The following is a 21,794-nucleotide window of genomic DNA, read 5'->3' as shown; positions in this document are numbered from 1 at the left end:
CCGTCGCGAACCATCGCCAAAACGCACTTTCCGGCCTGCCGGCGCGGCGCTTGGCGGCGGTATCCCACGCCGATGCCGTTTTTGTTCTATCGGCCGATTTTACGCTTTGATGTACTGGTGCCCAACGTCACTTGATGTATGTCCCCATCCAGAGGAAGCCAGATGAACGTCAGCGCGTTCGACCTGTTCAAGATCGGCATCGGCCCGTCCAGTTCGCACACGGTCGGCCCGATGATCGCCGCGTGCCGCTTTGCGTCGCACGTGGAGGACGCGAACCTGCTCGGTTTCGTGCGCCGCGTGCGGGTCGAACTATACGGCTCGCTCGGTGCGACCGGCAAGGGCCACGGCACCGACAAGGCCGTGCTGCTCGGCCTCGAGGGCCACCTGCCCGACACGATCGATCCCGACCTGATCGAGCCGCGGCTGGCCGCGATCCGCGCGGAGAAATCGCTGTCGCTGCTCGGCAAGCAGACGGTGCGCTTCGACGAAAAGGAACATATCGGCTTCTATCGCAAGCTGATGAGCGGCACGAGCATCGTGCACCCGAACGGGATGCGCTTCCAGGCCTTCGACGAACACGGCCAGCTGCTCGTCGAGAAAGAGTATTACTCGGTCGGCGGCGGCTTCGTCGTGAACCGCGACGGCGATCGCGTGAACGGCGTGCGCGCGGCGGTCGAGGTGCCGTACCCGTTCCGCACCGGCGACGACCTGATGCGCCAGTGCCGCGAGCACGGGCTGTCGATCGCCGAGCTGATGATGCGCAACGAATGCGCGCTGCGCCCCGCCGACGAAGTGCGCGCCGGGCTGCTCGCGATCTGGCGCACGATGGCCGCCTGCGTCGAGCGCGGCTGCAAGGTCGAGGGCGACCTGCCGGGCCCGATGCGCGTGAAGCGCCGCGCGGCCGAGCTGAATGCCCGCCTGCGCGCGCGTTCGGAAGAGTCGCTGCGCGACCCGCTGTCGATGCTCGACTGGGTCAACCTGTATGCGATGGCCGTCAACGAGGAGAACGCGGCGGGCGGCCGTGTCGTCACCGCGCCGACCAACGGCGCGGCCGGCGTGATTCCCGCGGTGCTGCACTACTACGTGAAGTTCGTGCCGGGCTCGAACGAAGCCGGCATCGTCGAATTCCTGATGACGGCCGCGGCGATCGGGATCATCTACAAGGAAACCGCGTCGATCTCCGGCGCGGAAGTCGGCTGCCAGGGCGAAGTGGGCGTCGCGTGCTCGATGGCGGCCGCCGCGCTCGCCGCGGTGATGGGCGGCACGCCCGACCAGGTCGAGAACGCGGCCGAGATCGGCATGGAGCACAACCTCGGGATGACCTGCGACCCCGTCGGCGGGCTCGTGCAGATCCCGTGCATCGAGCGCAACGCGATGGGCGCGATCAAGGCGCTGAACGCGTCGCGCATGGCGCTCAAGGGCAACGGCCAGCACTACGTGTCGCTCGACTCGGTCATCAAGACGATGCGCGAGACGGGCGCCGACATGAAGACGAAATACAAGGAAACGTCGCGCGGCGGTCTGGCCGTGAACGTCATCGAATGCTAACGAAGGACCACAACATGAGCCGCTACTCGATATTCAGCCTGTTCCGCAACGGTCTCTCGTATCACGAGAACTGGGAAAAGCAGTGGAAGAGCCCGGAACCGAAGAAGGAATACGACGTCGTGATCGTCGGCGGCGGCGGCCACGGCCTCGCGACCGCCTACTACCTCGCGAAGGAACACGGCATCACGAACGTCGCGATCCTCGAGAAGGGCTGGATCGGCGGCGGCAACACCGCGCGCAACACGACGATCGTGCGCTCGAACTATCTGTGGGACGAATCGGCCGCGCTGTACGAGAAGGCGATGAAGCTGTGGGAAGGGCTGTCGCAGGACCTGAACTACAACGTGATGTTCAGCCAGCGCGGCGTGATGAACCTGGCCCACACGCTGCAGGACGTGCGTGACACCGAGCGTCGCGTGAACGCGAACCGCCTGAACGGTGTCGACGCCGAATTCCTGACGCCCGCGCAGATCAAGGAAATCGAGCCGACCATCAACCTGAACAGCCGCTATCCGGTGCTCGGCGCATCGATCCAGCGCCGCGCCGGTGTGGCGCGTCACGACGCGGTGGCCTGGGGTTTCGCGCGCGGCGCGGACCGCGCGGGTGTCGACATCATCCAGAACTGCCAGGTGACGGGCATTCGCCGCGAAGGCGGCGCGGTGGTCGGCGTCGATACGGTGAAGGGCTTCATCAAGGCGAAGAAGGTGGCGGTGGTCGCGGCCGGCAACACGACGACGCTCGCCGACATGGCCGGCGTGCGCCTGCCGATCGAAAGCCACCCGCTGCAGGCGCTGGTGTCCGAGCCGATCAAGCCGGTCGTCAACTCGGTGATCATGTCGAACGCGGTGCACGCGTACATCAGCCAGTCCGACAAGGGCGACCTCGTGATCGGCGCGGGTATCGACCAGTACACGGGCTTCGGCCAGCGCGGCAGCTTCCACATCATCGAAAGCACGCTGCAGGCGATCGTCGAGATGTTCCCGGTGTTCTCGCGCGTGCGGATGAACCGCCAGTGGGGCGGCATCGTCGACGTGTCGCCGGACGCGTGCCCGATCATCACCAAGACCGACGTGAAGGGCCTCTACTTCAACTGCGGCTGGGGCACCGGCGGCTTCAAGGCGACGCCCGGCTCGGGCTGGGTGTTCGCGCACACGATCGCGCGCGACGAACCGCATCCGCTGAACGCGCCGTTCGCACTCGACCGCTTCTACACGGGCCACCTGATCGACGAGCACGGCGCAGCCGCCGTCGCGCACTGAACGAGGAGAAGAAAACATGTTGCTGATCGAATGTCCGTGGTGCGGGCCGCGCGCCGAATCCGAGTTCTCATGCGGCGGTGAAGCCGACATCGTGCGCCCCGTCAACAACGAGAACATGACCGACCGCGAATGGGGCGAATACGTGTTCATGCGCGAGAACAAGCGCGGGCTGCACAAGGAGCAATGGCTGCACGCGCAGGGCTGCCGCCGCTGGTTCAAGGCCACGCGCGACACGGTGACCTACGATATCAAGGGCTACGAAAAGTTCGGCGGCGACGCTGCCGGCAACGCACACGAAGAGGGCACGAGCAAATGAGCCAGAAAGACCGCCTCGGCACCGGTGGCCGCATCAATCGCGCGATTCCGTTGACGTTCACGTTCAACGGCCGCACGTATCAGGGCTTCCAGGGCGACACGCTCGCGTCCGCGCTGCTCGCGAACGGCGTGCACTTCGTCGCGCGCAGCTTCAAGTACCACCGCCCGCGCGGGATCGTGACGGCCGACGTCGCGGAACCGAATGCGGTCGTGCAGCTCGAATCGGGCCCGTACACGGTGCCGAATGCGCGCGCGACCGAGATCGAGCTGTACCAGGGGCTCGTCGCGTCGAGCGTGAACGCCGAGCCGACGCTCGAGAACGACAAGTACGCGATCAACCAGAAGCTGTCGCGCTTCCTGCCGGCCGGCTTCTACTACAAGACGTTCATGTGGCCGCGCAACATGTGGCCGAAGTACGAAGAGAAGATCCGCGAAGCCGCCGGCCTCGGCAAGGCGCCGGAAGCGCTCGACGCCGATCGCTACGACAAGTGCTATGCGCATTGCGACGTGCTCGTCGTGGGCGGCGGCCCGTCGGGGCTCGCGGCCGCGCATGCGGCGGCCACGGCCGGCGCGCGCGTGATCCTCGTCGACGACCAGCGCGAGCTCGGCGGCAGCCTGCTGTCGTGCCGCGCGGAAATCGACGCGAAGCCCGCGCTGCAGTGGGTCGAGAAGATCGAGGCCGAGCTGCGCAAGCTGCCCGACGTGACGATCCTGTCGCGCAGCACCGCGTTCGGCTACCAGGACCATAACCTCGTGACGGTCACGCAGCGGCTGACCGATCACCTGCCCGTGTCGATGCGCAAGGGCACGCGCGAGCTGCTGTGGAAAGTTCGCGCGAAGCGCGTGATTCTCGCGACCGGCGCGCACGAGCGTCCGATCGTGTTCGGCAACAACGACCTGCCGGGCGTGATGCTCGCCGGCGCGGTGTCCACCTACGTGCATCGCTTCGGCGTGCTGCCGGGCCGCAACGCGGTCGTGTTCACGAACAACGATCGTGCGTACCAGACCGCGCTCGACCTGAAGGCGTGCGGCGCGAAAGTGACGGTCGTCGATTCGCGCGCATCGTCGAACGGTGCGCTGCCGGCCGCGGCGAAGCGGCAGGGCGTGACGGTGTTGAGCGGCGCCGTCGTGACGGCCGCATCGGGCAAGTGGCGCGTATCGTCGGTCGACGTCGCGTCGAGCACGAACGGCCAGGTGGGCGGCAAGCTGCAGACGCTGCCGTGCGACCTCGTCGCGATGTCGGGCGGCTTCAGCCCCGTGCTGCACCTGTTCGCGCAGTCGGGCGGCAAGGCGTGCTGGAGCGACGAGAAGGCGTGTTTCCTGCCGGGCAAGCCCGTGCAGGCGGAAGCGAGCATCGGCGCGGCGGCCGGAGAATTCGGCCTGGCGCGCGCGCTGCGGCTCGCGGTCGATGCGGGCGTGGAAGCGGCGAAGGCCGCGGGCTTCACGGCCGAGCAGCGCCCGGTCGCGCCGCAGGTCGCGGAAACCGTCGAAGGTGCACTGCAGCCGCTGTGGCTCGTCGGCAGCCGCGAGGCCGCGGCGCGCGGGCCGAAGCAGTTCGTCGATTTCCAGAACGACGTGTCGGCCGCCGACATCCTGCTTGCCGCGCGCGAAGGCTTCGAGTCGGTCGAGCACGTGAAGCGTTATACGGCGATGGGCTTCGGCACCGACCAGGGCAAGCTCGGCAACATCAACGGGATGGCGATTCTCGCGGGGGCGCTCGGCAAGTCGATTCCGGAAACGGGCACGACCACGTTCCGCCCGAATTACACGCCCGTTTCGTTCGGTACGTTCGCGGGCCGCGAGCTCGGCGATTTCCTCGACCCGATCCGCAAGACCTGCGTGCACGAGTGGCACGTCGAGCACGGCGCGCTGTTCGAGGACGTCGGCAACTGGAAGCGGCCGTGGTACTTCCCGAAGAACGGCGAGGATCTCCATGCGGCCGTGAAGCGCGAATGCCTGGCGGTGCGCAACAGCGTCGGCATCCTCGACGCATCGACGCTCGGCAAGATCGACATCCAGGGCCCGGATGCCGTGAAGCTGCTGAACTGGATGTACACGAACCCCTGGAACAAGCTCGAGGTCGGCAAGTGCCGCTACGGGCTGATGCTCGACGAAAACGGGATGGTGTTCGACGACGGCGTGACGGTGCGCCTCGCCGACCAGCATTTCATGATGACGACCACGACGGGCGGCGCGGCGCGCGTGCTCACGTGGCTCGAACGCTGGCTGCAGACCGAATGGCCCGACATGAAGGTGCGGCTGTCGTCGGTCACCGATCACTGGGCGACGTTCGCGGTGGTCGGCCCGAAGAGCCGCAAGGTCGTGCAGAAGGTGTGCCAGGACATCGACTTCGGCAACGAAGCGTTCCCGTTCATGAGCTACCGGAACGGCACCGTTGCCGGCGCGAAGGCGCGCGTGATGCGGATCAGCTTCTCGGGCGAGCTCGCCTATGAAGTGAACGTGCCGGCGAATGCGGGCCGCGCGGTGTGGGAAGCGCTGATGGCCGCCGGTGCCGAGTTCGACATCACGCCGTACGGCACCGAAACGATGCACGTGCTGCGTGCGGAGAAGGGCTACATCATCGTCGGCCAGGACACCGACGGCTCGGTCACGCCGTACGACCTCGGGATGGGCGGGCTGGTCGCGAAGTCGAAGGACTTCCTCGGCAAGCGTTCGCTCGCGCGCTCGGACACCGCGAAGGAGGGCCGCAAGCAGTTCGTCGGCCTGCTGACCGAGGACGAACAGTTCGTGCTGCCGGAAGGCGCGCAGATCGTCGCGAAGGACACGCAGGTGTCGGCGGTCGATCCGACGCCGATGATCGGCCACGTGACGTCGAGCTACTACAGCCCGATCCTGAAGCGCTCGATCGCGCTCGCGGTGGTGAAGGGCGGCCTGAACAAGATGGGCGAGAGCGTCGTGATTCCGCTGGCCAACGGCAAGCGCATCACCGCGAAGATCTCGAGCCCGGTTTTCTACGATACCGAAGGGGTGCGCCAGCATGTGGAATGAAACCAGAAACCAGACGCAGGTGGCGGGCGCGGGCGGCGTGACGCTTGAATCGCCGTTCGTCGGCGCGGCCGACGTGCTGAAGCCGCACCAGGCGCGCGCATCGAAGAAATTCACGCTGCGCGAGCGGCCGTTCCTCGATCTCGTGAACGTACGCGGCGAGTTGAGCGATCCGGCGTTCGTCGCCGCGTTCGAGCGCGTGGTCGGCTGCCGGCCGCCGGCGGCGCCGAACACCGTTGCCCGCGGCGCCGAGTACGACGTGCTGTGGCTCGGCCCCGACGAGTGGCTCGTGCGCTCGCACGGGCCCGTGCAGGCAGGCGTGCTGGAGGCGCGACTCGCGGAGGCCGTGCAGGGTTCGTATGCGGCGGCCGTCGACGTCGGCAGCGGTTATACCGTCGTCGAGATCAGCGGCGAACGCGTGCGCGACGTGCTCGCACGCGGCTGCCCGCTCGATCTCCACCCGCGCGTGTTCAAGCCGGGCCAGTGCGCGCAGTCGCACTACTTCAAGACGTCGATCGTGCTGGTCCCGACCGGCGACGATGCGTTCGAGATCGTCCTGCGCCGCAGCTTCGCCGACTATTTCGTGCGGATCATGCTCGACGCTGCCGCGCCGCTCGCATCATGAAGCCGTTCGACGAACCGTTCGTGGCGATCGACGCGCCGCGCCTGCGCGGGCACGGCTGGAGCGTGTTCGTCGACGAACTGAAGGTGCCCGCGCGGATCGGCATTCATGCGCACGAGCATGAAGCGCCGCAGCCGATCGTGATCGATGCCCGGCTCGGCTATCGCTGCGAGCCGAGCGAGCAGGGCGAGTGGATCGATTACGACGGTTATTGCGCGCGACTTGCCGCGTTCCTGTCGCACAAGCCGCATACGCGGCTGCTGGAGACGCTCGTCGCCGACATCGCGGTGCTGTCGTTCCGCGAATGGCCGGCGCTGGAGTCGCTGACGCTGTCGGTGTACAAGCCGAAGATCCGGCCGGGTACGAAGCGCGTCGGCGTGTCGCTCGACTGGACGCGCGGGGATTACTTGCGGTGGACGGGGGCGGCGGGGCAGCTTTGAAGGGGCGGGGCGGAGAGGCAATCCGCCCACGCGATTGCTCATTGTTCCTGGAATATCGGAACAATGAGACGTTCCCCCCGTCACTTGTCACGCGAGCGCTTTTGGGCAACCCACTGCGGACCCGCTCCAGCAGCTTGCGGTGGCCTTCCCGGTCAATGCATCGTGATGCCGCCCTCTACGAGCCATGCCTGCGACAGTCTCATCAGGATCGCTCCGTTCAACGTGACAGGTGGCGAGCAATGAGACGTTCGGCCTTTGACGGATATCGCGCGGTTCACCGGCGATAGCTGCGAAACAGTTCAGGCGTGTCGCAGCGATCGCCCCGTGTAATCGCGTCAAGCCGCAGCCGCCCCGTCCAACGCCGGATAATCCACATACCCGCGCGCATCGCCGCCGAAGAACGTGTCGCGCTGCGCGTCGTTCATCGGTGCGCCCGTCTTCAGCCGCGTGACGAAATCCGGATTCGCGAGCACCATCTGGCCGTACGCTTCGAGATCGGCAAGACCCGTCGCGACATCCGTGCCGATCGCGTCGCGCGTGCGGCCCGGCCGGTTCACGATCAACGTACCGTTCCAGCGTGCGCGCAGGTCCGCGAGCAGCGGCTCGTTGCCCTGGTGCATCACGTGCAGGTACGCGAGGCCGAGCCGGTCGAGCTGCGTCGCCAGGTAGCGATACAGGTCCGGCCCTTCCACGCCTTCGTCGATGCCCCACAACGTGGTGCCCGGCGACAGGCGAATCGCGGTGCGGTCCGCGCCGATCTCGTCGGCGATCGCCTCGGCAACGTCGATCGCGAAGCGCGCACGATTTTCGATTGAACCGCCGTAGGCGTCGCTGCGCGTGTTCGCGTTCGGCGCGAAGAACTGCTGGACCAGATACCCGTTTGCGCCGTGGATCTCGACGCCGTCGGCGCCGGCCTCGATCGCGCGGCGCGCGGCGAAGCGGAAGTCGTTCACGGTGCCGCGCACGTCGTCCGTCGTCAGCGCGCGCGGCGCGGGAATCTCCTGCATCCCTTTCATCGTGAACATCGGCACGCCCGGCGCGATCGCGGAAGGCGCGACGCCCTGGCGATGATGCGGCGTATTGTCGGGATGCGACATGCGCCCCACGTGCATCAGCTGGATGAACAGGCGGGCGCCGCGCGCATGCACGCGCTCGCTGACCGCCTTCCAGCCGGCGACGTGTGCATCGGTGTAGATGCCGGGCGTCGTCAGGTAACCCTGGCCGTCGTCCGACGGCTGCGTGCCTTCGCTGACGATCAGGCCGAGATCTGCGCGCTGCGCGTAGTATTCGGCGGCCAGTGCGCCGGGCGTGCCGTCGAACGCGGCGCGGCTGCGCGTCATCGGTGCCATGACCAGGCGGTTCTGCAGCGTGTAGCGGCCGACACGGGCCGGGGTGAACAATGCGTCCATGATGCGTGCTCCTCGAGGGTCGGGTAACGGCACCGGGGCGGCGCCGTCTCGGGCGCGGGCCGCGCACCATGCGCGCGCCTCGCCGCCATGGACACATCATCCATTGCTTCCTTTTCGAGATAAACATGGTATTTTGGATAACATTGATCCATTGATGGAGCAGTGGGCGTGGAACTGCTGAACGACATGGCGCTGTTCGTGGAGGTCGTGAAGGCGAAGGGCTTTCGCAGCGCGGCCGACGCGCTGGGGATGCCGAATTCGACGCTGTCGCGGCGCATCGGCGCGCTGGAAAAGGCGATCGGCTTGCGGCTGCTGCATCGCACGACGCGCCGGATCGAGCTCACGGAAGCAGGGCAGCTGTATTTCGAGCGCTGCAAACGCATCGTCGACGAAGCGCGGCTCGCGCACGAGCAGCTCGGCGAGTTGCTGGCCGAACCGTCGGGCGTGCTGCGCGCGTCGTTTCCGGTCGATTTCGCGGTGGTCTACCTGGCGCCGCTGATCGTCGAATTCGCGAACCGCTATCCGAAGCTCACGTTCGATTTCGAACTGACGTCGCGGCGTGTCGACCTGGTGAGCGAACCGTTCGACGTCGCGATCCGCATCGGCGAATCGGCCGATTCGCAACTCGTCGCGCGGCGGCTCGCGATGTTCCGCAATCACCTGTATGCGTCGCCGCGCTATCTCGAGCGCGCGGGCGAGCCGCGCGAACCGGACGACCTGCGGCGGCATCAGTGCCTGAGCGTGCAGCGCGTCGATGCGTGGACGCTGCACGACGCCGCGCGGGAGCTCGAGGTGCCGGTGGGCGGGCGTTTCATCGTGAACAGTGTCGGCATGGTTCGGCAACTCGCCGTGCACGAGGCGGGCATCATCCAGATGCCGGCGGAAGTCGTGGCCGACGACGTGGCCGCGGGCCGGTTGCGTCGCGTGCTGCCCGACTGGGAGGGTGCGCCCGTTCCGGTCTACGCGATGACGGAAACGCGCTTGCTGCCGGCGAAGACGCAGGTCTTCATCGAGTATCTGCGCGCGCATTTCGCGCAGGCGTGACGGGCGGCTGCGCGGACGATCGTCCGCCGTTCACTGCTGCGCCGGCTGCGGCGCGTCGCCCTGCGCTTCCCATTTCTTCAGGATGCGCACGCGCGCCTGGCTGAAGTCGACCCAGCAGTTCAGCCACGCGTCGTCCGGAATCATCTGCTGCGGATTGGCGGCTTTGACGTAGTCGCAGGTGTCGCTCGCGAAGCCGTGCCAGCTTGCCTGCGATTTCGCGAGCTGTTTCGCTGCATCGGGGTTGCGTTGCCGGGTCTTGCGTTCGAGCGACCGGTACGCGCGTTCCACTTCCTGGTTGTTGTTGTCGACGATGCATCGGCGTACCGCATCCATCGTCGGCCCCTGCCGTTCGCAATCGACCGCGGCGAACGCGGACGCTGCGCCGCTCGCGAGCGCGGCGACGGCGAGAAGGCGGGTGGCGTACCGGATCGTGTCGCGCATGCGCGGAGAGGGAGTCATGGGGCGGGACGTGTGCGACGTACTGGCTTATTGCGCGTTGCGCGCCGACGTCGATGTCGACGTCGATTCGCTCACCGGCACCATCCGCGCCTTCGTTTCGTTCGCGGCTTTCGCGTCGTCGTCGGGTTCGAGCACGAACCGGAACGAATCGACCCGCTGCATGACCTTCGCCGCATACGCGCTGGATCCGCCGCTGTAGCTCTTCAGCCCGGCCTGCACGTTGCCGCCGGCCGCTTTCACGTAGCTGGAGAGAATCCGGGAGCCGGCCTCGACGTTCGCATTCGGTTCGGTCAGGTCCTTCACGTTACGCAGCATGCCGCGGTGTGCGGACGGCACGACCTGCATCAGTCCGGTCGCGCCGTGCTGGCCGCGCGCCTTTTCCTGGAAGCGCGATTCGATCGAGATGATGGCGTAAACGAGTGCGGGAGGCAGCGAATATTTCGTCGCAGTGACGCTCACGATATCGGCGAGCTTGGCGGCACGCTCCTTCGCGACACCGAATTTCTTCGTCAGGTAGGACGTGATGCGGCGGTTTGCTTCGTTCGGCTGATCGTCGGCGTTCGCGAGCGGCGCGGAGGCGACAGCCGGCGCCGATGCCAGCACGTCGGGTGCAGAGGCAGGCACTGCGGGCGTTTGCTGGGCCGATACCTGTTGCGCAATGCCGAGCGAGAGCACGATCAGCCAGAAAAACCGTCGTCGCATGGTCGAGTGCGGGGAAATGGGAGGCGCATAGTATATCGGCCAATCGGGCAAGACGGTCGAGTGCCGGCTCGAATGAAAGCGATGTGTAGGCTTGTGACGTTCGCAACGATCGACGCGGCGATCGTTGCGTGGACACGCATCGGAGTCCGGATGACCGCTAGTTGATGATCTCGCCGATGCCGGCTTCGATGCGGATTCTCAGTTGCTGGATGAACGCCGGATCGTACGGTTCCCAGTGATCGAGTTCGCCAACGATCTTCAAGGGCGATGTGCTTCGATACGAGCGCGTCGGATTGCCCGGGAATTTCTTGTCCGTGACGTTCGGGTCGTTTTCGAAGGCCCCGGTGGGCTCGACGATATAGACCCGCGGCTTGTCGTCGCCTTTGGCCATTTCCGCGGCAAGGCCGGCGCCCTTGGGCAAGGCCGTGAAATAAACGTGATTCATCACGACGTCATCCCGGTAATTCGATCTGAAGCCAGCCGTCAGCAAGTCGCCGATCCGCAAATCCGCTTTCGTGCCATGAAAAAACGGGCCGGTGTCCAGGACAGCCATGGCTTCTCCCTTGGAAAATGTCGCGATGACTTCTAGGCGCGCCGCGCGCTCGCCACTCGCGCAATCGCGCCGATCGCATCGCTGACGAGCACCGCAAGCAGCCCGACGATCACGCCGCCCTGCAGCACGAACGCGGTATTCGACGTCTGCAGGCCCGCGATGATCACGTCGCCGAGGCCGCGCGCGGCGACCGTCGAGCCGATCGTCGCGGTGCCGAGATTGATCACGACCGCGAGCCGGATACCGTTGACGATCACCGGGAACGCGAGCGGCAGCTCGACCGACACCAGTTGCTGCCAGCCGCTCATCCCCATCCCGCGTGCGGCGTCGACGACATCGCGCGGCACGTCCTCGAGCCCCGCGATCGTGCTTTCGAAAACCGGCAGCAGGCCATACAGCACGAGCGCGATCAGTACGGGTTTCAGCCCGAAGCCGACGGCCGGCACCGCGAGCGCGAGCACCGCGACCGGCGGGAAGGTCTGGCCGATGTCGACGACGCTGCGCGCGACCGGCAGGAAATCCGCGCCGGCCGGCCGCGTGACGAAGATCCCGGCCGCCACCGCGACGATCGTGCCGATCAGGCTCGACAGCGCGACCGTGCCGAGATGCGCGAGCGTCAGGTCGAGCAGGCTCGCGCGATCGTAGATGACGGGCGCGCCGTTGTCCGCGAACGGTGCGAAAAGGCCCTGCAGCCACATCGGCCGCACCAGCAGCACGAGCAGCAGCGCGAGCGCGGCGGCGCGCGCCGTGAACGCGGCAACGTGGCGGGGCAGGGGCGAACGCAAGGGCCGTGTGCGTTGCGTGGCATCCGGCGTCGTCATGCGGGCTGCCTCGCGTGCGCGCGGATCGCGTCGAGCGTGATGCGGCGCGCGCCGCGCACGTTGCGTGCATCGCCGTCGGCGACGGGCAATGCATCGACACCGCGCCACAGCAGTTCCGACACCGCATCGCGCAGCGTGCGCGTCGCGTCGATCGGCTCGCCGTCCGCATGGCCGGGTTCGGCCACTGCGTCGATCTGCGTCAGCGCGAGCAGGCGCAGCGGCCGGTCGACGCCCGCGACGAGCTGCTCGACGACACCGGCCGCCGGCTTGCCGAGAATCTCGGCAGGCGGCGCGACCTGCAGCAGCCGGCCGCCGTCCATCACCGCGATCGTGTCGCCGAGCTTCAGCGCTTCCTCGATATCGTGCGTGACGATCACGACCGTGATGCCGAGGCGGCGCTGCAACGCGAACAGGTCGTCCTGCGCCTTGCCGCGGATGATCGGATCGAGCGCGCCGAACGGCTCGTCCATCAGCAGCATCGCGGGCTCGGCCGCGAGCGCGCGCGCGACGCCGACACGCTGCTGCTGGCCGCCCGACAGTTCGTGCGGCAGCTTGTCCGCGAACTCGGCCGGCGCGAGATGGAACAGGTCGAGCAGCTCGTTCACGCGCGCGTCGATGCGCGCGGCCGGCCAGCCGAGCAGGCGCGGCACGGTCGCGATGTTGCGCGCGACGCTCCAGTGCGGAAACAGCCCGTGCCCCTGGATCGCGTAGCCGATGCCGCGCCGAAGCTGTTCGGGCGCGACGGTCGCCGTATCGACGCCGTCGATGCGGATCGTGCCGCTGGTGGGGGCGATCAGCCGGTTGATCATGCGCAGCAGCGTCGACTTGCCGCTGCCCGACGCACCGACGAGCGCGGTGATCGTGCCGCGCTGCATCGTCAGCGAGACGTCGTCGACGGCGACGACATCGCCGAAGCGTTTGCCTGCACGTTCGATCTCGATCATCCTGTACGCCCCTTCGCGAGCGTGGTCGCGGCTTCGAATATGACGGCGGCCACCAGCGCGAGCGCGATCGTCGGGATCGCGCCGAGCAGCACGAGATCGGCGGCCGATTGCCCGATCCCCTGGAAGATGAAGGTGCCGAAGCCGCCGCCGCCGATCAGCGCGGCGACCGCGGTCAGCCCGATGTTCTGCACGAGCACGATGCGCACGCCGCTCAGGATCACCGGCAGCGCGAGCACGAGGTCGACATGCAGCAGCCGCTGCGCGCGCGTCATGCCCATCGCGCGCGCCGCTTCGGTCACGTGCGGCGGCACTTGTCCGAGCCCGACCACGACGCTCGACGCGATCGGCAGCAGCGAATACAGGAACAGCGCGAGCACGGCCGGCGCGACGCCGATGCCGCGGATGCCGAGCGCGGCCGCGAGCGGCACGTGTGCGGCCAGCAGCCCGAGCGGGGCCATCATCAACCCGTACATCGCGATGCTGGGGATCGTCTGCACGACATTGAGCACGGGCATCGCGACGGTCCGCACCGCCGCGATGCGCGCGCAGGCGATGCCGAGCGGCACGCCCGCGACGAGCGCGGCGGCCACCGAGCCGCCCGCGAGCGACACGTGACGGATCGCTTCGCGCCAGAAATCGTCGCTGCGCACCGCATATTCGCGCATCACGGAGAGGCCGTCCCACCAGCCGCTCGCGAGCGGCACCGAGATCGCCGCGATCGCGACGACGAGCGCGGCGAGGCGCCGCCACGGGCCGAACGCGAGCCGTGCGAGCGCGTCCGCGACGAGCACGGCCCACGCGAACAGCAGCAGCCAGACGCCCGCGTCGGGCGACACGCGCGCGAGCATGTCGTCGGCGGCGACGACGTGCGTCGCGGCCGCGCCGAGCGCGTACGCGAGCGTCGCGAGCCATGCGCAGCCGGCCGCGAGCCGCCACGCGGGGCGGCTCGCCTTCATCGCCCACAGCGCGCCGACGATCCACAGCGCGGCCAGCGCCGCGCCCTGCATCGCCGGCAGCGTGGCGAACACCGACAGCCCCGTGCCGGCCGCGATCCGGTTCGGCCGCAGCACGACGAACGGCAGGCCGAGCACCGCGACGATCGTGAGGATTCCGATCAGGATGCCGACCTTGTCGGGGTTCACGCGCCGCGCGGACGCCGCCGCGCGTTCGGTCATTTCACGAAGCCCTTCGCTTTCAGGTAGCTTTTCGCGACGCCGGCCGCCGGCTCGCCGTTGATCTGGATGCGCGCGTTCAGCGACTGCAGCGTCTTCAGGTCGAGGCTCGCGAACACCGGTTTCAGGTAATCGGCGATCTGCGGGTGCGCTTTCAGCACGGCTTCGCGGATCACGGGCGCAGGCGCGTAGACGGGCTGCACGTGCTTGTCGTCGTCGAGCACCGCGAGGCCGCTCGACGCGATGCCGCCGTCGGTGCCGTACACCATCGCCGCGTTCACGCCGTCGGTCTGGTTCGCGGCGGCCTTGATCGTCGCGGCCGTGTCGCCGCCCGACAGCACGACGAGCTGCTCGGGCTTCAGCTTGAAGCCGTACGCTTTCTCGAACGACGGCAGCGCCGACGCGCTGTTCACGAATTCGGCCGACGCGGCGAGCTTCACCTTGCCGCCGCCCGCGACCCACTTGCCGAAATCGGAGAACGTCTTCAGGTGCTGCGACTGCGCGACGGGGGCGAGCAACGCGACGCCCCACGTGTTGTTCGCGGGCGCCGGGGCGAGCCACACGAGATGGTTCGCCGCGTAGTCGAGCTTCTTCGCCGCGTCGTAACCCTGGCTCGCGTTCTTCCACAGAGGATCGTCGGCCTTGTTGAAGAAGAAGGCGGCGTTGCCCGTGTATTCGGGGTAGATGTCGATCTCGCCGCTCGTGAGCGCCTTGCGCACGATCGGCGTGGTGCCGAGCGCGATCTTTTCGGTGACGGGGATGCCGTGCGCCTTCAGCACTTGCGAAATCAGGTTGCCGAGCAGGTTGCCTTCGGTGTCGATCTTCGACGACACCACGACGGGTGCGTCGGCGTGCGCGCCGGGGGCGACGAGGGCGGCGGCGAACGCGAGGCCCAGAATCCGGGCGGGCAGGGCGAGCTTCATGAGCCAATCTCCAGGACGGGGGCGTAGGCCGCACGTTACTTGACTGGGCGGGCTTTGGCAAACCGCGTGCGGCGGCGTGTCCACAGCCCGCGTGGGGATAACCCGCATGAGTCACGCGGGCTTGTTACACTCGATTTCGTCTCCGCCTGCCGACAATTGCTGACATGAAACCCGAGCTGCTGGTCCTCATCGCATTGCGCGGCGACGCGCACCGCGAGATCGCCGCGTCGTTCGACGTGCGCCATGCCCCGACTGCCGAAGAACGCGAACGCGCGATCGCCGAACACGGCGGCACGATACGCGCGGTGCTGACCAACGGCAGCACGGGGCTCACCGGCGCCGAGATCGACCGGCTTCCGCAACTCACCTTCGTCAGCGCGCTCGGCGCGGGCTACGAGCATATCGACGTCGCGCATGCGAAGGCGCGCGGCGTCACGGTCGTGACGGGCGCCGGCACCAACGACGATTGCGTGGCCGATCACGCGTTCGCGCTGCTGCTCGCGGCGGTGCGCAACGTGGTGCCGCTCGATGCGAAAACCCGTGCAGGGGTGTGGCGCGACGGGCTGCCGATGCCGCCGAACGTGTCGGGCAGGAAGCTCGGCATCGTCGGGCTCGGCAAGATCGGCGAGAAGTGCGCGCGTCGTGCAGCCGGCTTCGACATCGAGATCGGCTATCACAACCGGTCGGAGAAGAACGTTCCCTATCGCTATTTCGACCGCGTCGACGCGCTTGCGCAGTGGGCCGATTTCCTGATCGTCGCGACGCCGGGCGGCGCGGGCACGCGGCACCTGATCGACCGCACCGTGCTCGATGCGCTCGGGCCGGGCGGTTTTCTCGTCAACGTGTCGCGCGGCAGCGTTGTCGATACCGCTGCTTTGGCAGACGCGTTGCGCGAAGGGCGCATCGCGGGCGCGGGGCTCGACGTGTACGAAGGGGAACCGGAGCCGCCGCGCGCGCTGACGGATCTCGACAGCGTCGTGCTGACGCCGCACATGGGCGGCTGGTCGCCGGAGGCGCTCGATCGCTCGGTGCAGCAGTTTCTCGACAACGCGAAGCGGCATTTCGCGGGGCAGCCGGTGTTGACGCCGGTGTGATGGCCGCAGGGCGGGCGCGAGTCAGCCCGCCTGTCTGCAGAATTCCCAATAGAAATCCGGCAGGTTCGCCGGCTTGCCGCCATCGAGGTCGATCCAGCCGAACTGGTCGTGCTCGTCGCTCAGGACGATTTCGTGCCGATCGACCCGGCACTCGAAGCACACGATGAGCACGCGCTTGCCCGGCACGACCTCGCACGAGCGGCTCGCCACGTAGCGGCTCGCCGAGGCGACGATTCCGCATTCCTCCCGCACTTCGCGCGCGACGGTTTCCTCGAGCGATTCGCCGGCTTCGGGCCAGCCGCCCGGCAACTCCCATTCGTCGCGTGGATTGCGCAGGAACAGGACCGAGCGTCCGTCGCGGACGATGGCTTTCGCGCTGAGGGGGATCATGAGGCGGCACCGTTGGCGTTCGACTTTCGCAGCGTAGCGCAGTTGTGCCGTTCCTGCTGCGATCCCCCGCCTGCGCCGACGAGCGCGCAGACGGGGGAGGCGGCGCCGTTGCGCCGGACGCCGGCGTGCGGTTACACGCCTGCCGACGACGACGCCAGCGGCACCGTCACCGACGTCCCGGCCGGATCGAGCGTGAGGCCCGTGCCCGGCGTCGGCCGCAGCGTTGCCTCGTTGTCGCTGGACAGGACGACGAGCCCCAGCCGGTGGCCGGCTTCCAGCTTGTAGTCACGCGGCATGAACGTCAGCTTCAGGTCGTACGGCATCCCGGGCAGCACGGGCTCCGAGCGCCACTCGGACCACCGGTTGCGCGGGTCGGTCCACGCGCGCGTGACGATCGTGGCCGTACCGTCCGGCGCGCGATCGACCAGCAAGGCCGTCACGTTGGCCACCGCCGTGAAGGTCAGCCTGACGCGTGCGGTCGCGGCACCGGACAGGCGTGTCGCGGCCGTGAGCGGTGCGGTTTCGAAACGGCTGCGATTCTCGCCGGTCGGTGCGTTCGCCAGCGTGAGCGCGGTGATGCGCGCATCGTCCGTGAAGCGCGCGAGCGGGCCGCCGGTCGGCAGCCGCAGCAACGAGCCGGTGCCTGCGCCGTCGCCGCCGGCAAAGTACGTGACCGGCGTGGCGTGGCGTGCGGCCCAGTCCGCTTCCTTCAGCAGCGTGCCGTCAGCCTGCTCGATCACCGCGCGCGGATCGCGTTCGACGCCGTTGTCATAACCGATCAGATAACGCGTAAACCAGCGGTTCACCTCCGCGGTCCATGCATCGGCCATCGCCGGCACGCGGGTCGGGTCGGTGTGCTTCAGGCGGTGCAGCCACAGCTGCGTCGGCACGCCCTGGCGCCGCATCGCGAGATACCACAACGTCGACTGGTCGACGCGCACGTTGTCGTCGGTCAACCCTTGCGCAACGAGCGCCGGCGCGACCGCGAAGCCGGTCGGGATGTCGCGCGCGGCCCAGAACGGCGAATAGTCGCCGGTCTTGCGGTCTTCCTGCTGCAACGCTTCGTCGATCAGGTGCGTGCAACGCTCCGGATGCGCGTTCGTCAGCAGCGCCTTGATGTACACGTCGACGTCTTCGCCCTGATAGCCTTCCGGCGCACGCACAAGCCCGCCCGAGCGGTAGTAGCCGTACATGTTCGTCAACCCTGCGACCGGCACGATCGCATCGAGCCCGCGCGTGCGCAGGCTCGCGACCATCTTCGGCAGCGTGCCGTCGTACGACACGCCGTACATGCCGACGTGGCCCGTCGACCAGTTCGCGACGACCGTCTTGCCGTTCGCGTCCTTCGCGGTCGCGTCGCGGCCGAGCCAGCGGATCACCGATGCCATCGCGACCGATTCGTCGCGCGTGAGGATCGTCGGGCAACCGTCCGAGCCGGCGGTGCCGAGCGAATCCGCGTAGACGATCGTGAAGCCGCGCGGAATGAAGTAGCCCTCGATCCACGAGCGCCCGGCGGCGGCGGCCTCCACCTGCTGCAGCATCCGCACCTGCGGCGCGGCGGCCATGATGCGCGCGGACGTCGAGGCGGCCGCGGCCGCCTGCGCATTGGCGGCGGGGTGCGGCGTGCCGTCGAGTTCGACGTCGACGTTGTGGTCGGGGCTGTCGGCGAGGCCCGCGTAGTACGGGCTCGCGAGCACGATGACGGGCGTGCGCGCGCCGTTCGCGGTTTCGGTCGGGCGCACGATGCGCACGTGGATGCGGTCGCGCGTGCCGTCGCCGTCGGAATCGACCGACGTGTCGACCCACGCGTTCTCCTCGATCGTGCCGCCCGACAGCGACGGCTGCACCTGGCCGTTCGCGATCACGGGGCGATAGCGGCCGCCGCTGGCCGGATTGGCGTACGGGACGCCGGACGGCGAGATGCGTGATGCGAGCGACTGCTTGTCGGCCGCCGATGCGGCGGCTCCCTCCTGTTGGCCCTGCGCGAGCGCCGAGACGCCCGCCACGCTGCCGCCGTCGTCGCCGCCGCACGCGGCGAGCGTCGTGGCCGCAACGAGCGCGGGAAGCCACGCGCGACGCAATCCGGTTCGATGAATGTCCATTGTCGACCTCTTGTTGTGATTGTCCGGAACCGGCCGGCCCGCGATATGCCCCCCGCGGCCCGGCCGGGTGCTGCATCGGATGAAACGGAACTGCACCTTCGAAAGCGCCGGGCGCGATGCCCGGGTGTCACGGCCGGTGTGGACGCGCGTCACGCGTCGCGCAACCCGGCGGGTGTCGGGGCGACTGCATTGCCCCGACCGGAAAGCGTCAGCACGGCCGCCGGTTCATGACGCGCGGTCGGCCCGGGGCCGGCGGCGCGAAGTGAATGGAGGAGTGCGAATCAAATGCGGGCATGCCCGATCTTCCTTCAGGTTTCGGATGAAACGGAACGGCACGATGCGATGAGGCGGGGATGGTGCGAACGGCGGTGCTGCAACGGCAGGAAAGCGCGACGCGAGTCGGCGAGGCGAGCCGGATTGCTTTCCGGAAGCTTGCGCAAACTTATCTCAGTGAAATCCTGGTGTCAAACTTTTTTAGTTTCAGTCAAACAAAGTATTGGCACGTGCTTCGCGATCGATGTGCGATCGGTCTAAATTTCCGCGAAATTTGTCCGTAAACGGTAAAAAACGGATTGAAAGGAGAGAGAGGGCATGACGATTTCAGTCACGGCAGCGAGCGGCCTGACGCTCGCGCAGATGGTGCAGGAAGCCGCGCTCGACGGGCGTCGACAGGCGGACACGGCGGCCGGGAAACCGCAGGACGCGCCGCTCGAGATCCGGGCGCTGGACCCGGAAGCGATGCAGGCGGCGCGCACGAAGCAGTTGACGATCCTGGGCGACCTGTCGACGAAGCTGCGCGACGTCACCAGCGAGCTCGCGACGAGCCTGCAGGAGATCATCGCGAAGCGCCCGGACCTGGCCGACGCGAAGTTCGACTTCATGACCGACAACGGCCGGATCAAGGTCGTGTCGAAGACGATGACGGAGAGCGATCGCGCGTGGGTGGAGTCGACGCTGAACGCGAACGCGGGCCTCGTGCTCGCGACGCGCGAGTTTCACCAGCAGGCCGTCGACTTCGCCGAGCAGGGCGCCGCCGCGGTGGGCGACACGTTCTCCGACGACGATCGCAAGGTGGCCAGCCAGCGCGCCGACGCGGACTTCCTCTTCATGAAGGAGATGAATGCGTCCGTCGCGCGCAACCGGAAATTCGAGGAGGTCGGCGGGCATTTCACCACGCAGGACGGCACGCGGCTGAACTTCGACGAGTCGGCCGGCAGCGCGCGCGGCACGCTCGCGCTGCTGGATACCGATCGTCAGTTGTCGTCGGGTGCGGCGATCTTCGTCAGCGACGTGTCGGGGCAGAAGACGTACGGCAGGCGTGCGGGCCTGATCGACGTCGGCTTCGGGAACGCGTTCGAGGACATCCTGAACGGCACCCACAGCGTCGGTTTTCACGAGACGGCATGACGGCGCCGGCGCGCCGTGCCGAAGCGCCGCGCGTCTATTCGTCGCGCAGCGCTTCGGCCGGCCGTACCCGCGCGGCGCGCCAGCTCGGGTAGAGCGTCGCGACGCACGACATCAGGAACGCGGCCGCGGCGATCTCGATCACGTCGATCGCCGCGAGCTTCGACGGCAGCGAACTGAGGAAATACACGGACGGCGTCAGGAAGTGGATGCCGAGCAACCGCTCGACCGCCGGCAGCACCCACGGAATGCTCACCGCGATCGCGCAGCCGAGCGCGACGCCCGCCAGCGTGCCGGTGAGGCCGATCGTCATCCCCTGGATCGCGAAGATCTTCATGATCGACCCCGGCGGCGCGCCGAGCGTGCGCAGGATCGCGATGTCGCCCTGCTTCTGCGTGACGGTCATCACGAGCGACGACACGAGGTTGAACGCGGCGACCGCGACGATCAGCATCAGGATCAGCGACAGCATGCGCTTTTGCAGCCGCTCGGCCTCGAACCACGTGCGGTTCTGCCGCGTCCAGTCGCGGATGTAGAGATCGCCCGACAGCGAGCGCGACAGTTCCAGCGCGACTTCGGGCGCGCGCTGCAGATCGTCGAGGCGCAGCCGGATGCCGGTCGGCGCGCGTACGTTGAACAGCGTCTGCGCGTCGCGGATATGGATGTATGCGAGCGCGCTGTCGTACTGGTAGTGGCCCGACTCGAACGTGCCGACCACGTTGAACTGCCGGAACTGCGGCAGCGCGTCGCCGATGCGCGCGGTGTTGCCGGGCGCGAAGAACGTGATGCGGTCGCCGATCTTCACGTGCAGCGCGTCGGCCAGCGCCGAGCCGAGCACGATGCCCATCCCGCCCGGCACGAGCGCGTCGAGCCGCCCCGTCTTCGGCTTGCGCGCGATCTCGGACACGCGCGGCTCGAGCACGGGGTCGATGCCGCGCAGCGCGACGCCCGTCACGCTGCCCGCGTTCGTCAGCAGCGCCTGCGCGTCGACGTAAGGCGCGACGGCGCGCGCCGCCGGATTCCGCAGCGATTCGTGCGCGGTGAGCCGCCAGTCGGGCATCGCGCCGGTGGGCGAGAAGATTTCCACGTGCGCGAGCACCGACAGCATCCGGTCGCGCACTTCGGTCCGGAAACCGTTCATCACCGACAGCACGACGATCAGCGCGGCGACGCCGAGCGCGATGCCGGCCATCGCCGCGCCGGCAATGAACGACACGAAGCCGTCGCCGGCCGAGCGCCGGCCGCCGCGCGCGTAACGCAGCCCGATCTGCCATTCGAACGGGAGTTTCAAGCGGATTCCTTTCATTTCGATTCGATTCGTGCCGAGCCGCGCATTCTAGCGAACGCGGCGCGGGTGCGCGCAGCGGTTGGGGCGGCGAGCCGAAATCCCGCCCGACCGGCCGGTCGACGGCCGGCGTTGCGCGCCGGCACACCGATATTTCCATCGTTTCGGGTCTGATCGATAATGGCGGCCAGCATCCGGTCGAACACAACATTCCAAGCATTCCGGCGCAACCAGGGCCGCGCCGTCACAGACCAATAAATCTCGGGGAGCGCCGCCGAAGCCGGCCGCACGTCCTTGAACAA

21 protein-coding genes are annotated in these 21,794 nt (G+C 67.9%); 9 read left to right on the top strand and 12 right to left on the bottom strand.

Annotation, left to right across the window (positions count from 1 at the left end; genetic code table 11):
* The first annotated feature begins 162 nt into the window (after positions 1-162).
* Genes ACTJLD_RS14220 through ACTJLD_RS14195 form a run of 6 tightly spaced genes read left to right on the top strand, consistent with a single transcriptional unit; the run spans position 163 to position 7,190 of the window.
* On the top strand, positions 163-1,548 hold the full coding sequence (locus ACTJLD_RS14220; protein ID WP_027790628.1) for an L-serine ammonia-lyase: 1,386 nt from the start codon (positions 163-165) through the stop codon (positions 1,546-1,548).
* 14 nt (positions 1,549-1,562) lie between these two features.
* Positions 1,563-2,807, top strand: coding sequence for a sarcosine oxidase subunit beta family protein (locus ACTJLD_RS14215; protein ID WP_006480591.1), 1,245 nt, complete (start codon positions 1,563-1,565; stop codon positions 2,805-2,807).
* A gap of 16 nt (positions 2,808-2,823) precedes the next feature.
* Positions 2,824-3,123, top strand: coding sequence for a sarcosine oxidase subunit delta (locus tag ACTJLD_RS14210; RefSeq protein ID WP_027790629.1), 300 nt, complete (start codon positions 2,824-2,826; stop codon positions 3,121-3,123).
* On the top strand, positions 3,120-6,131 hold the full coding sequence (locus tag ACTJLD_RS14205) for a sarcosine oxidase subunit alpha family protein (protein WP_027790630.1): 3,012 nt from the start codon (positions 3,120-3,122) through the stop codon (positions 6,129-6,131). The genes ACTJLD_RS14210 and ACTJLD_RS14205 overlap by 4 nt, the downstream gene beginning before the upstream one ends.
* On the top strand, positions 6,121-6,753 hold the full coding sequence (locus ACTJLD_RS14200) for a sarcosine oxidase subunit gamma (RefSeq protein ID WP_059622413.1): 633 nt from the start codon (positions 6,121-6,123) through the stop codon (positions 6,751-6,753). The genes ACTJLD_RS14205 and ACTJLD_RS14200 overlap by 11 nt, the downstream gene beginning before the upstream one ends.
* Positions 6,750-7,190, top strand: a complete 441-nt coding sequence (locus ACTJLD_RS14195; RefSeq protein WP_027790632.1) for a dihydroneopterin aldolase — start codon at positions 6,750-6,752, stop codon at positions 7,188-7,190. The genes ACTJLD_RS14200 and ACTJLD_RS14195 overlap by 4 nt, the downstream gene beginning before the upstream one ends.
* Positions 7,191-7,525: 335 nt before the next feature.
* On the opposite strand, the gene ACTJLD_RS14190 is transcribed toward ACTJLD_RS14195, so the two are convergent.
* Positions 7,526-8,599 carry an alkene reductase gene (locus ACTJLD_RS14190; RefSeq protein ID WP_440659081.1) on the bottom strand — a complete coding sequence of 358 codons (1,074 nt, stop codon included), beginning with the start codon at positions 8,597-8,599 and terminating at the stop codon, positions 7,526-7,528.
* 168 nt (positions 8,600-8,767) lie between these two features.
* Between ACTJLD_RS14190 and ACTJLD_RS14185 the strand changes: the two genes are divergently transcribed.
* Positions 8,768-9,643, top strand: a complete 876-nt coding sequence (locus ACTJLD_RS14185) for a LysR family transcriptional regulator (RefSeq protein WP_440659080.1) — start codon at positions 8,768-8,770, stop codon at positions 9,641-9,643.
* Positions 9,644-9,673: 30 nt separating this feature from the next.
* Here ACTJLD_RS14185 and ACTJLD_RS14180 read toward each other — a convergent pair whose 3' ends face one another.
* The 7 genes from ACTJLD_RS14180 to osmF all read right to left on the bottom strand — a co-directional run bounded on the left by ACTJLD_RS14180 (position 9,674) and on the right by osmF (position 15,217).
* Positions 9,674-10,102, bottom strand: a complete 429-nt coding sequence (locus tag ACTJLD_RS14180; protein ID WP_440659079.1) for a lysozyme inhibitor LprI family protein — start codon at positions 10,100-10,102, stop codon at positions 9,674-9,676.
* A gap of 27 nt (positions 10,103-10,129) precedes the next feature.
* A complete protein-coding gene (locus ACTJLD_RS14175) occupies positions 10,130-10,804 on the bottom strand; it encodes a lytic transglycosylase domain-containing protein (RefSeq protein WP_027790636.1) in 675 nt (224 codons plus the stop codon).
* A gap of 157 nt (positions 10,805-10,961) precedes the next feature.
* Positions 10,962-11,357, bottom strand: coding sequence for an NAD(+)--rifampin ADP-ribosyltransferase (arr, locus tag ACTJLD_RS14170; RefSeq protein ID WP_440659078.1), 396 nt, complete (start codon positions 11,355-11,357; stop codon positions 10,962-10,964).
* 32 nt (positions 11,358-11,389) lie between these two features.
* Complete coding sequence (locus ACTJLD_RS14165; RefSeq protein ID WP_226129431.1) at positions 11,390-12,178, bottom strand: ABC transporter permease; 789 nt, start codon at positions 12,176-12,178, stop codon at positions 11,390-11,392.
* Positions 12,175-13,122: an ABC transporter ATP-binding protein gene (locus ACTJLD_RS14160; RefSeq protein WP_321940658.1), complete on the bottom strand. Its 948-nt coding sequence runs from the start codon at positions 13,120-13,122 to the stop codon at positions 12,175-12,177. The genes ACTJLD_RS14165 and ACTJLD_RS14160 overlap by 4 nt, the downstream gene beginning before the upstream one ends.
* Positions 13,119-14,297 carry an ABC transporter permease gene (locus tag ACTJLD_RS14155; protein WP_440659076.1) on the bottom strand — a complete coding sequence of 393 codons (1,179 nt, stop codon included), beginning with the start codon at positions 14,295-14,297 and terminating at the stop codon, positions 13,119-13,121. The genes ACTJLD_RS14160 and ACTJLD_RS14155 overlap by 4 nt, the downstream gene beginning before the upstream one ends.
* The gene (gene osmF, locus ACTJLD_RS14150) at positions 14,294-15,217 is read right to left on the bottom strand and encodes a glycine betaine ABC transporter substrate-binding protein OsmF (protein ID WP_027790640.1); all 924 of its coding nucleotides are present in this window, start codon (positions 15,215-15,217) and stop codon (positions 14,294-14,296) included. The genes ACTJLD_RS14155 and osmF overlap by 4 nt, the downstream gene beginning before the upstream one ends.
* A 164-nt stretch (positions 15,218-15,381) precedes the next feature.
* Here osmF and ACTJLD_RS14145 point away from each other — a divergent pair, with 164 nt between their 5' ends.
* The gene (locus ACTJLD_RS14145) at positions 15,382-16,311 is read left to right on the top strand and encodes a 2-hydroxyacid dehydrogenase (RefSeq protein WP_027790641.1); all 930 of its coding nucleotides are present in this window, start codon (positions 15,382-15,384) and stop codon (positions 16,309-16,311) included.
* A gap of 21 nt (positions 16,312-16,332) precedes the next feature.
* Here the strand turns inward: ACTJLD_RS14145 and ACTJLD_RS14140 are convergent, their stop codons facing one another.
* Both ACTJLD_RS14140 and ACTJLD_RS14135 read right to left on the bottom strand, forming a co-directional pair.
* Entirely contained in the window at positions 16,333-16,701 is a 369-nt protein-coding gene (locus tag ACTJLD_RS14140) for an NUDIX domain-containing protein (protein WP_060373068.1), read from the bottom strand.
* Between the two features lie 131 nt (positions 16,702-16,832).
* On the bottom strand, positions 16,833-18,803 hold the full coding sequence (locus ACTJLD_RS14135; RefSeq protein ID WP_060357753.1) for a Xaa-Pro dipeptidyl-peptidase: 1,971 nt from the start codon (positions 18,801-18,803) through the stop codon (positions 16,833-16,835).
* Between the two features lie 591 nt (positions 18,804-19,394).
* Here ACTJLD_RS14135 and ACTJLD_RS14130 point away from each other — a divergent pair.
* Positions 19,395-20,210 (top strand): hypothetical protein, encoded by an 816-nt coding sequence (locus ACTJLD_RS14130; protein WP_060193957.1) that lies wholly within the window; start codon positions 19,395-19,397, stop codon positions 20,208-20,210.
* A gap of 34 nt (positions 20,211-20,244) precedes the next feature.
* On the opposite strand, the gene ACTJLD_RS14125 is transcribed toward ACTJLD_RS14130, so the two are convergent.
* Positions 20,245-21,498 carry a lipoprotein-releasing ABC transporter permease subunit gene (locus ACTJLD_RS14125; protein WP_440659073.1) on the bottom strand — a complete coding sequence of 418 codons (1,254 nt, stop codon included), beginning with the start codon at positions 21,496-21,498 and terminating at the stop codon, positions 20,245-20,247.
* A gap of 11 nt (positions 21,499-21,509) precedes the next feature.
* Positions 21,510-21,794 (bottom strand): hypothetical protein, encoded by a 285-nt coding sequence (locus tag ACTJLD_RS14120; protein WP_440659071.1) that lies wholly within the window; start codon positions 21,792-21,794, stop codon positions 21,510-21,512.

Source organism: Burkholderia sp. 22088, assembly GCF_052045915.1.
Taxonomy (GTDB): Bacteria; Pseudomonadota; Gammaproteobacteria; order Burkholderiales; family Burkholderiaceae; genus Burkholderia; species Burkholderia cepacia.
Note: the sequence above shows the minus strand (reverse complement) of the source record. Positions and strands in the feature narration are given on the sequence as shown.

Coding starts and splice junctions, on each gene's coding strand:
- arr (WP_440659078.1), bottom strand. CDS start 11,357: ATGGCTGTCCTGGACACCGGCCCGTTTTTTCATGGCACGAAAGCGGAT.
- ACTJLD_RS14130 (WP_060193957.1), top strand. CDS start 19,395: ATGACGATTTCAGTCACGGCAGCGAGCGGCCTGACGCTCGCGCAGATG.
- ACTJLD_RS14200 (WP_059622413.1), top strand. CDS start 6,121: ATGTGGAATGAAACCAGAAACCAGACGCAGGTGGCGGGCGCGGGCGGC.
- ACTJLD_RS14140 (WP_060373068.1), bottom strand. CDS start 16,701: ATGATCCCCCTCAGCGCGAAAGCCATCGTCCGCGACGGACGCTCGGTC.
- ACTJLD_RS14155 (WP_440659076.1), bottom strand. CDS start 14,297: ATGACCGAACGCGCGGCGGCGTCCGCGCGGCGCGTGAACCCCGACAAG.
- ACTJLD_RS14135 (WP_060357753.1), bottom strand. CDS start 18,803: ATGGACATTCATCGAACCGGATTGCGTCGCGCGTGGCTTCCCGCGCTC.
- osmF (WP_027790640.1), bottom strand. CDS start 15,217: ATGAAGCTCGCCCTGCCCGCCCGGATTCTGGGCCTCGCGTTCGCCGCC.
- ACTJLD_RS14165 (WP_226129431.1), bottom strand. CDS start 12,178: ATGACGACGCCGGATGCCACGCAACGCACACGGCCCTTGCGTTCGCCC.
- ACTJLD_RS14195 (WP_027790632.1), top strand. CDS start 6,750: ATGAAGCCGTTCGACGAACCGTTCGTGGCGATCGACGCGCCGCGCCTG.
- ACTJLD_RS14160 (WP_321940658.1), bottom strand. CDS start 13,122: ATGATCGAGATCGAACGTGCAGGCAAACGCTTCGGCGATGTCGTCGCC.
- ACTJLD_RS14220 (WP_027790628.1), top strand. CDS start 163: ATGAACGTCAGCGCGTTCGACCTGTTCAAGATCGGCATCGGCCCGTCC.
- ACTJLD_RS14175 (WP_027790636.1), bottom strand. CDS start 10,804: ATGCGACGACGGTTTTTCTGGCTGATCGTGCTCTCGCTCGGCATTGCG.
- ACTJLD_RS14145 (WP_027790641.1), top strand. CDS start 15,382: ATGAAACCCGAGCTGCTGGTCCTCATCGCATTGCGCGGCGACGCGCAC.
- ACTJLD_RS14205 (WP_027790630.1), top strand. CDS start 3,120: ATGAGCCAGAAAGACCGCCTCGGCACCGGTGGCCGCATCAATCGCGCG.
- ACTJLD_RS14190 (WP_440659081.1), bottom strand. CDS start 8,599: ATGGACGCATTGTTCACCCCGGCCCGTGTCGGCCGCTACACGCTGCAG.
- ACTJLD_RS14180 (WP_440659079.1), bottom strand. CDS start 10,102: ATGACTCCCTCTCCGCGCATGCGCGACACGATCCGGTACGCCACCCGC.
- ACTJLD_RS14210 (WP_027790629.1), top strand. CDS start 2,824: ATGTTGCTGATCGAATGTCCGTGGTGCGGGCCGCGCGCCGAATCCGAG.
- ACTJLD_RS14215 (WP_006480591.1), top strand. CDS start 1,563: ATGAGCCGCTACTCGATATTCAGCCTGTTCCGCAACGGTCTCTCGTAT.